Genomic DNA, 5,755 nt, shown 5'->3' with positions numbered 1-5,755 from the left:
TACCAACGAATCGATGCGCCTCTCCGACCTGAGCCGTACCTCGCAGCTGGGCGCTCACGAAGGGAGCGACTCGGCCGCCGAATATGCGTACGCAGCCGCAACGGTTTGGTACCTGGTTGAAACCCACGGCGAACAGCGCTTTTGGGATCTGTACTCATTCTTCGCGGGCCGGCCGGCCATGGAGCTTTACGACGCGTTCCGGGAAGGGGAGACGCGTCTGGCGCCGCTGAGGGTTGAGCTGGCCCAGCAGGCGAGCGCGGAGATCTACGGGTTGACCCTTGAGAGTCTGGACCGGGCCGTACGGGACTGGATCGGCGTCGAGCTGACTGCGGGCCCCGAGCGCCGGACTATGTAACCAGGCGGCAAATTTATCCAGATCTTTTTTTAGCCATCTTGACATCAATTGGCAAAGTTGGAGTATGGTGAGTCATCGGGTAATCCGTTTCGGTGAGACATCCCGAAGTTACAACGATGAGCGGGGGCAATACATGGTCAAAAAGAGGGCATTTCCCAGGCGATACACTCTAGCTGCACTCATGGTCACGATGGGTCTGGCGATGCTAGGAGTCGCAAGCGTCTCAGCCGCTCAGTCGGGTTCGCTGACCGTTGTTCCCACCGCCGGTTCCGGAGGCGAAACTCTTCTCGGCGACATGACCTTCTCCGCCGGTCCCTACGGCGAATGCTCTCGGGAAAAGGCAGTCATCGCTCGCCTCCAGCAACAGATCGAGAACAAGCAGGCTCGCATTGCCGAGCTGCAAGCGGAACTCGATGGAGCCAATGCCCGCAAGCGGGAGAGGCTTCGTGAGCGGATTGCGGATCTGAGAGAAGACATCGCCGAGTTGCGGGAGGACATCGAAGAAGCTCGCGAGGATCTCGAGGATTGTCGGGAAGATTCTCGGGACGAGCGTGACGAGGATGAGGATGAGTCGGACCCCGACGAAGACGAGTCGGACACCGACACCAACGATTAATCAAGCACTCTGAATTTGAAAGACGACCCGCCTTCGAGGCGGGTCGTTTTCGTTTGGGAGAGCCCACGGGTCTCCAGCCGGACCGCCCGGCTGCACTTCGTACGCCGCAACGTCTGGATCCTCGCCCGCCGCTGAGAGTTTGCAAAGAATTCCACCCACAGTGGCACAGGTACAGGGTCTGAAGTAAGTTTCAACGATGACCGGGGTCGCAGGACACACAGCGCTAGCGTTTTTTATCGCGCTTGCTTTTAGCCTGGTTCTGATGCCCATAGCGGTCGCTCTGGGGCCCCATCTGGGCACGATGGTGGCGGCCCGCCTGTTCCGGAACAGCCGCAGCAAACGCAAGATCAGCTACCTCGGTGGACCCGCGCTCTGCGTGGCAACCGTCATGGGGTCGCTGGTGGGTGGCGGCCTCGAACGGTCGGCCCTGGTGATCCTCGGCGGCGGGCTGGCGCTGCTTGCGATCAGCTTTCGGGACACCAAACGACGGAGCTCGCGGACCCCTCCGGCAATAGTCGGAAGCCTGCAGGCGGCGGTCGCCAGCATGGTCTGGTGGCTGGAGTTCAAGGCCGCCCTCCCCGGGTTCAGCGGCTGGCTTTTGACGGTGTTCCTTCTGGTCGGTGCGGCGAACTCCATGAACATGCTCGACAACATGAACGGGGTCGCCGGTTACACCGCAGCCGCAACGGCCGCCGGGCTCATGTTCATCGCCTTCCTCGGCGGGACGCCCGCCGCAGCCATCCCGGTGGCGGCCCTCTGCGGCGCCGCCCTCGGGTTCATCCCGTACAACCGCAAGCGGGCGAAGGTCTACCTCGGCGCCGGGTCGCCCGAGTTCATCGGTTTGGTCCTGGGGGCGTCGGCCCTCAAGGTGTCGCTCTACTTTGGCCCCCGCTGGGCGCCGCTGGCGACCGTCGCCGCGCTGGCGGTTCTGGCGACGGACGCCGCGGTGGCAATCCTCGGCCGGGTCGGCAGCGGGCGGCCGATCTTCAAGGGCGGCATCGACCACATCTCCCACCGCCTGTTCCGCATGGGCTTTTCCACCCGCAAGGCCGCCCGCTTCCACGCCATGGCCGCGCTGGCGGCGACCGGGTCGGTTGCAGTTGCACTGACCACCGGCCCGAAGCTGTTGTTCTTCACCGTGTTCGTCTTCGCGGCCATCGGTCTCGGCCTCCGGGCGATGGAGGGCCGGGAGCCGGTTCGCAGCCGCCGAGGCCCCCCGATCTTGCGCTACGTCTCGTTTGCAGTGCTCGGGCTCATCGGCCTGTCGGTCCCCCCGGCCGCGCTGGCCGCGTGGGACCTGCAACGAGCTAAGACCGCCTTCCTGGACGGCAAGGAGCAGGCCACCCTTTTCAACATCCCCGGCGCTCAGGCGGCGTTCACCCGGGCCGGCGAGCTTTCGGCCAGCGCCGAACGTAAGCTGAAGTGGCCGCTGACGATTCCCACCCGATTTCTGCCCGTGGTGGGCGACAACCTTCAGGCGGCCACCGCCCTGGCCACCAGCGGCCGCCTTCTGGCGCCTGCTGCGACGCAGGCGCTGAAAACCGCGTCGGTCTTTCCCGTGGGCCCGGCGGGGCCGGAGATCGGCTTCAACAACGGGGCTTTGAACACCGAGCCCTGGCTTCCCGCGTCGCGGGAGCTGTCGAGTGCGGCGGTGTCCGCCAACCTGGCCCTGGCCGACCTCAAGGCGGCCGACGGCATCCTCCTCCCGCCGATCAAAGGGGTGAGGGAGACCTTCCTCCGCGACGGCGCCGAGGCGGCGAAGACGCTGGAGAAGGCCGGGGACGCCGCAGCGCTTCTCCCCCACTTCTTTGCGGACGGCACCAAACGAACCTGGTTCCTGGCCATCCAGAACCCGGTTGAGCTGAGAGCCACCGGCGGGTTCCTGGGTGCTTTCGGGATCTTGAGCGCGGAGAACGGCAAGCTCACGCTCGAGCGGTTCGACGCCAACACCGAGTTGCCGGTCTTGAAGACCCCGGCCCCCGCGCCCGAGGAGTTCGCCAAGAACTACGACAAGTTCTACTCGCGCACCTTTTGGTTGAACACCAACATGACCCCCGACTTCCCGACCGCAGCCCAGGTCCTGGGGGCGATGTGGAAGCAAGGCACCGGACGGGAGATCGACGGCGTGATCGCCATCGACGCGGTCGGCCTCAACAAGCTGCTCGGCATCGTCGGCCCGGTCAACGTGGAGCCGGTGGGCGACATCACCTCCGACAACTTCCTCCCCCTGGCCCTCAACGAGGCATACGAGAAGTTCCCCGAGAAGGACAACCGTTCGCGCTTCCTGCTGGAGGTCGGCGAGGAGGTGTGGAGCCGCCTGCTCTCCGGGAACTTCTCGAACCCGACCGCCCTGATGGTCCCCATGGGGGAGATGGTGTCGACCAAACGCCTGCAGATCTGGAGCCCCTCCGAGATCGACCGGCTGAAGCGCCTGGGCCTCGCCGGCGACCTGCGGCCGGAGGAGAACGCCGACTACCTGATGGTGGTGGGGCAGAACGCCGGCGGCAACAAGCTGGACTACTACGCCCAGCGGCGCATCGACTACCAGGTCGACCTGACCAACCCGGCCGACGTCCGCGGCCTGGTGGAGGTGCAGATCACCAACGGCGCCCCGACCGGGGCCAAGGCCAGCTACATCATGGGGCCCACCCTGCCGAACGACTTCCCCGGCCTCAACCGCACCTACACCTCGATCTACCTGCCGCAGAGGACCTCGGTGCTCGACGCCCTCCTCAACGGAGCCCCGAGCGGGGTCGAGAGCAGCACCGAGCTCGGCCTCGGCGTGGCCTCGAAGTTCCTCGAGATCCCTCCGCAGAGCAACGGTAACTTCAGCGTCCGTACCCAGTCCTCGCTGGCCAGGCCAGGCCGCTACAAGCTGGTGCTGCAGCACCAGCCGAACCTGCACCCCGACCAGATGAACATCGACATCACGCTTCCCAAGGGCGCCTTCGTCTACAGCTACAGCCCGGGCATGAAACTGGTGGGCAACCACCTGCGATGGACCGGGATCCTGGACCGGGAGATGGAGTTCGAGATCAGATACGGGTCGTCGTTCAAGGACAAGACCAACGGGGTCCTCGCCTCGGACTGACCGCTCTTAGTCCCCAGGTAATTTAGGTACTTCCCCTCCACAAACTTGGGTTCGCCTGGAATTGATCGCGTCCCTCCCGCGGACGAGTCTTAGAACGACCAGAACCGGCGGCCGATCCGGGCGCCGGACGAACGTATCCCGGGGGGGAATGATGAACAGCTTTAGCGGGGGCACTTCAAATTCGAGAACCGTGAGCCGGCACGGAGCGGCGGCTTTTCTGCTGTCGCTGGCCATGCTGTTTGCGCTCTCATCGCAGGCGCTGGCGCAGGACGGAACGGTATCCGGCAACAAAACGGCCGGCCCGGGGGACATCCCCTGCGACGGGTCGACCACCGTAACCCTGACCCTCGACGGCCAGACCGGCATCGCAGGGAACCCGGTGGACATCGTTCTCGTGCTGGACCGATCCGGCAGCATGGAAGACGCGATGAACGACCTGAAAAACGGAGCATCCACCTTCGTCGACATCATCGACGAAGCCACCGACGGGAACCTTGATGGGACGATTGCCAACGGCAGCCGGGTCGGGGTAGTGAGCTTCGCCGACACCGCAACGGTGAACCAAGCGCTGACCGGGGACGCCGGCGCGGTCGTATCGTCCATAAACGGCCTCTTGGCTTTCGGGGCGACCAACCATGAGGCGGCGTTCCAGACGGCACAGAACGAGCTTGCCGGGTCGCAGCCCGCCAACGACAAGATCATGATCATGTTCACCGACGGCCAGACCACCGTCGGCGGGGACCCCAACAACGACGCAGCAGCGGCCCGGGCCGCCGGCACCGAGATCTTTGCCATCGGGCTGGGCGACGTGAACGCCGGTCAGCTGAACAACTGGGCGACCGACCCGGACGGCAGCCATGTCTTCATCACCCCGAGCTCGAGCGAGCTCGAAGCAATCTTCGAGGCCATCGGCGCCGCCATCGTGGTTCCGGCAGCCACCGGCATCACGGTGACCGACACGGTGAACGGCCACTTCTCGGTGAGCGGAGCAGCAGCGAGCAAGGGAACCGTGAACCAGGCCGGCAACGTCTTGACCTGGACCATCGACCAGCTGGACACCGAGACGGTCACCCTGACCTACACGGCCACCCACAACCCGGCCCTGCCCGGCGGGGCGGAGCAGGTCAACGACTCGGTCACCTACATCGACGCCGAGGGCCACACGGTCAACTTCCCGAGCCCCACCGTCAACGTCCGGGGGTGTGCGGCGACGATCGACCTCACGCCGCCCACCGCAACCAACGAGCTGGGCACCGCCGACACCAGTCACACCGTTACCGCAACAGTCGAGGACGACTTCGGCGACCCGGTGGAGGGAGTCGACGTGGCCTTTGAGATCCAGTCCGGGCCGAACGCTCCGGGCGGCGACTCCGGCGTCACGGCGGCCGATGGGACCACCGACTTCACCTACACCGGGGTCCAGGGCCTCGCGGGGCGGGGGCAGGACGACATCCAGGCCTGCTTCACCAACGGGGCCGGCACCCAAGTGTGCGACGACGCAACCAAGGACTGGGTGGACACCACCCCGCCGGTGGTGCAGTGCGTCGAGACCACCAACCCGGCGGGCAATGTCCCGGCCGCCGGCGCCAACCCGAAGAGCGGGCAGAACCCCGACGGGTTCTACGAGCTCGTCGCCGCCGACGCCGTCGACCCGAACCCACAGCTGACCGTGTCCGATGACGGCAGCTCGGCG

At 65.6% G+C, this 5,755-nt stretch carries 4 protein-coding genes; all 4 read left to right on the top strand.

What is annotated here, in order from left to right; genetic code table 11:
* A partial coding sequence (locus tag VFV09_15430) for a hypothetical protein (protein HEU4869102.1) occupies positions 1 to 355 on the top strand: 355 nt, incomplete at its 5' end.
* Positions 356 to 488: 133 nt separating this feature from the next.
* Positions 489 to 971 carry a hypothetical protein gene (locus tag VFV09_15425; GenBank protein HEU4869101.1) on the top strand — a complete coding sequence of 161 codons (483 nt, stop codon included), beginning with the start codon at positions 489 to 491 and terminating at the stop codon, positions 969 to 971.
* 262 nt (positions 972 to 1,233) lie between these two features.
* Complete coding sequence (locus VFV09_15420) at positions 1,234 to 4,062, top strand: DUF4012 domain-containing protein (GenBank protein HEU4869100.1); 2,829 nt, start codon at positions 1,234 to 1,236, stop codon at positions 4,060 to 4,062.
* A 190-nt stretch (positions 4,063 to 4,252) separates the two neighbouring features.
* Positions 4,253 to 5,755 (top strand): VWA domain-containing protein (locus VFV09_15415; GenBank protein HEU4869099.1); only part of this gene is annotated, 1,503 nt, incomplete at its 3' end.

This window comes from Actinomycetota bacterium (genome assembly GCA_035759705.1).
Lineage (GTDB): Bacteria > Actinomycetota > CADDZG01 > JAHWKV01 > JAHWKV01 > JAJCYE01.
Note: the sequence above shows the minus strand (reverse complement) of the source record. Positions and strands in the feature narration are given on the sequence as shown.

Coding starts and splice junctions, on each gene's coding strand:
- VFV09_15425 (HEU4869101.1), top strand. CDS start 489: ATGGTCAAAAAGAGGGCATTTCCCAGGCGATACACTCTAGCTGCACTC.
- VFV09_15420 (HEU4869100.1), top strand. CDS start 1,234: ATGCCCATAGCGGTCGCTCTGGGGCCCCATCTGGGCACGATGGTGGCG.